Source organism: Gemmatimonadales bacterium (assembly GCA_030697825.1).
Taxonomy (GTDB): Bacteria; Gemmatimonadota; Gemmatimonadetes; order Gemmatimonadales; family JACORV01; genus JACORV01.
Genome location: JAUYOW010000234.1, coordinates 1 through 3685 on the forward strand (window position 1 = coordinate 1; position 3685 = coordinate 3685).

Annotated in this window: 3 protein-coding genes; 1 reads left to right on the forward strand and 2 read right to left on the reverse strand. The window is 70.3% G+C overall.

Annotated elements, in window-relative coordinates; genetic code table 11:
• Positions 1-20: 20 nt before the first annotated feature.
• Entirely contained in the window at positions 21-1316 is a 1296-nt protein-coding gene (locus Q8Q85_12275; GenBank protein MDP3775031.1) for an amino acid permease, read from the forward strand.
• A 492-nt stretch (positions 1317-1808) separates the two neighbouring features.
• On the opposite strand, the gene trxA is transcribed toward Q8Q85_12275, so the two are convergent.
• Both trxA and Q8Q85_12285 read right to left on the reverse strand, forming a co-directional pair.
• On the reverse strand, positions 1809-2141 hold the full coding sequence (gene trxA / locus Q8Q85_12280) for a thioredoxin (GenBank protein MDP3775032.1): 333 nt from the start codon (positions 2139-2141) through the stop codon (positions 1809-1811).
• 253 nt (positions 2142-2394) lie between these two features.
• The coding region (locus Q8Q85_12285; GenBank protein MDP3775033.1) for an NAD(P)/FAD-dependent oxidoreductase at positions 2395-3685 on the reverse strand (1291 nt) is incomplete at its 5' end.

Consider the following 3685-nt stretch of genomic DNA (forward strand, 5'->3'; position numbering starts at 1 on the left):
CCCTCCGCCTCGGCGACCTCATCCTCCTCGTCGTCGGCTTGGTGATCGGGTCCGGCATCTTCATCGTCCCGGCGACGGTGCTCCGCCAGACCGGTGGCGCGGTGGGGCCGGCGATGCTCGTCTGGGTCGCAGGCGGGGTGCTCTCGCTCCTCGGCGCCCTCACCTACGCCGAGCTGGGCGCGATGCGGCCCGACGCCGGCGGGCTGTACGTCTACCTCCGCGACGCATTCGGCCCGCTCCCCGCGTTCCTCTATGGCTGGACCAAGTTCTTCGTCATCGGCAGCGGCTCGGTGGCCACGCTCGCCGTGGCGTTCACGATCTACCTCGGCCGGCTCGTCCCGGTCCCGGGTGCGGTGGGGAAAGTCGTCTCGGTGCTGATGATCGCCGTCGTGATGGCGATCAACGTGCGCGGCGCGCGCCAGGGCTCCGACGTGCAGAACTGGGCGACCGGCCTCAAGGTCGGCGCGATACTCGTGATGAGCGTGGTGCTGCTGGCGATGGGCAAGGAGCTCGGCGCGTCGGTGGACAACCTCTGGCCCGCTACGGTCTCGCCCTCGCCGCTCTCGGGCGTCGGGCCGGCAATGATCGGCGTGCTGTGGGCCTACGAGGGATGGCAGTACGTCACCTTCTCGGCGGCCGAGACGATTGACCCGCAGCGTACCTTCCCGCGCGCCATCTGGGTCGGGACCGCGCTGCTGATCGGGATCTACGTTCTCGCCAACGTCGGGTACCTGGCCGCGCTGGGACCGGACGCCGCCGCGCGGAGCGAGCGCATCGCCGCCGACGCGGTGGGCGCGCTCCTGGGGCCCGGGGCGGGCAAGGCGATCGCGGCGGTCATCCTGGTCTCGATGTTCAGCGCCGCGAACGGGATCACGCTGACGGCGCCGCGGCTCTACTATGCGATGGCGCGCGACGGGGTCTTCTTCGCCAGGCTCGCGGAGGTGCATCCCCGGTTCGGCACGCCGGCCTTCGCGATCGTCGTGAGCTCGCTCTGGGCGATGGGTCTCGCTGCCACCGGCACATTCGAGCAGCTCCTCACCTACGTCGTATTCGTCGGGTGGATCTTCTACGCGCTTGGGGCGCTCGCCGTTCTCACCTTCCGCCGTCGCGAGCCCAACGCCGAGCGGCCGTTCCGGGTACCCGGGTATCCGTTCACGCCGCTGCTATTCGTGACGTCGGCGGCGGCGATCGTGTTGAACACCGTCGTCACGCAGCCGGGCCGCGCGGCGATAGGGCTGGGCATGGTGATGCTCGGTGTCCCCGCGTTCTTCGTCTGGCGTGCCCGCGCCAGGACCGCCGCAAAGGAGGCCGCATGACGATGGCCTCCGGCAGGCAGCGAACCGCGCCATCGGGCGCGCCGGCCGCCGGCCCGCCGCACTACAGCTTGCCGAAAGCGACGCCCTTGTAGGTCCAGCCGCCGCCGGGCAACGCTTCCTGGACTCGGCGCGGTCGCGCGGTTGAGGCCGAGCAGCGTGGCCCTGAGCTCCGCGTCGGACTTGACGGATGTTCCCGCCGCCGGCCGCTTGGTTCCGGTGAAGACATCGAACAGGCCCATCGTGCGCCTCCTCAGTTATCCGTGCTCAGGCCGCTCAGTTAGTTCCCGGCCACGAGCCTTTGAAACCGCGGGTTGTTCCGCAGGGGATCGAACAGGGGATCAACCCGAAGCCACGGCCTCGTCACGCCGGACGGAATCGAGAGCAGGTATTCCAGACGGTCAATGGCGGAGTCATACTCACCCGTCCTTGCCCTAAGCTACACCGTGGGTCAGGGGCGGGCCAGAGTGCGCGGGGCCGTGGGCGCGCCGCAGGCTACGCGGCCAGCGCCTTCTCGAGCAGGGAGACGAGCGTGGCCTTGGGCACCGCGCCCACCTGCCGAGCGACTTCCCGCCCGCCCGTGAACACGATCAGCGTGGGAATGCCGCGGATACCGAACCGCTCGGAGGTGCGCTGGTTGCGGTCGGTGTCCAGCTTCGCCACCAGCAGGCGCCCGCTGTACGCCGCGGCGATCTCGTCGAAGATGGGCGCCATGATCTTGCAGGGGCCGCACCAGTCGGCGTAGAAGTCCACCACCACCGGCACCTCCGCCTCGCCGATCACCCGGTCGAACTCCTCGTCGGTGACGGGATAGGGACGGTCCAGCAGGATGGGCTTCGCGCACTGCCCGCACCTGGGTTGCGCGTCTCCGCGCGCCAGGTCCACGCGATTCAGCGTACCGCAAAAGAGGCAGCGGACCGTGACGTGCGGGCCCGCCTCGACATGCGTCTGCTCAACCATAGCTCTGTCTCCGCTCCGGTCGCCCGAAGTATACCCGGCGGCCGATATCACATAGAAGCGAGTGCCCAGCGCCGCGGCTCCCTGGAAATGCGCCGCGTTTGACCGGGATTCCCGGAGGCGCCTAGTCGAGGCGTTTCGCTTCCTTCAGCACTTCCAGCGCCGCGTTGTACCCCGGCCCGCCGGCGATCCCTCCGCCCGGATGCGTGCCGGCTCCGCAGAGGTACAGTCCGGAGATGGGGGTGCGATACCGGCTCCACCCCGCCACCGGCCTCATGAAGAGCACCTGGTCGAGGCCCAGCTCGCCGTGATGAACATGTCCACCGGTCAGTCCCTGCTCGTCCTCCAGGTCCTTCGGCGTTCGTACCACGACGCCAACGGTCGCTTCGCGCAGGACGGGAGCGCTCTCGGCGAGCGTCCCGACCACCAGATCGCCTAACGCCCGGCGACGCGCGTTGTCCCACGGGCCGTCGGCCAGGGCGTACGGAGCGTACTGGACGTGCGCCCGGACGCGGTGCCCGCCGTTCTCCGCGGCCTCGGCGCGGGCCTCGATGTACGGCCGGGCCGAGACGCGTCCGTACTTGGCGTCGTCGTAAGCACGCTCGAGGTATTCGAGTGACGGCGCCACGGCCAGCGTGGAGAACCCTGGTGCCCGGTCGAGCGTCAGCGTCAGCTGGGCCGTGACGCCTCGGCACCTGATGTTCCGCACCGCGCGAACGAACTCCGGGTCGAACCAGCCGGGCTCGGCCAGGCCGAGCAGCGTTCGCCGCGGGTCGGCGCTCGATACGACCACCGGCGCCCCGATCTCCTCCCCACCGGCGAGGACAACGCCGGTAACCAGGCCGGCCCGCGCAGTGATGCCGGTGACCTCCGCGCCGCGCCGCACCTCGACGCCGGGCGTCGCTTCTGGGCGGCCCAGCACTTCGCCGATGTTCGAGAGCGGCGGGCGGAACACGCCGGCGGGACTCCCCACATGATGGTGGAGCATGAGGAAGGCCGTGCCACCCGAGCGCGGTCCCTGGCACAGATCGGTGATGCCGGCGGCGCCGAGAACGCCCTTGAGCGCGTCGGACTCGAACCACTCGTCCAGCAGATCGGCCACCGACATCGGCAGGATGCGAAGCAGGTCCACCACTGCCTGCTTTCCGAGCCGGCGGACCTGCCAGCCGAGCCCGGCCAGGCGCGCCAGCTCGCCCAGGTCGCGGGTCATGATGTCGGGAGGCGGAGCCGAATAGAGCGCCTCGAGGACCCGCGCCAGCCGACCCATCCGCTCGCAGAACTCGGGCCACTTCGCGGCGTCCGCCGGGCTCAAGCGCTTGATCGCTTCGCCGGATGTCGCCACGTCCCGAGACAGCTCCAGCCGGCCACCGTCGGGCAGCGTCGCAGCGATCCACGGGTCGGGGCGCCACACCTGG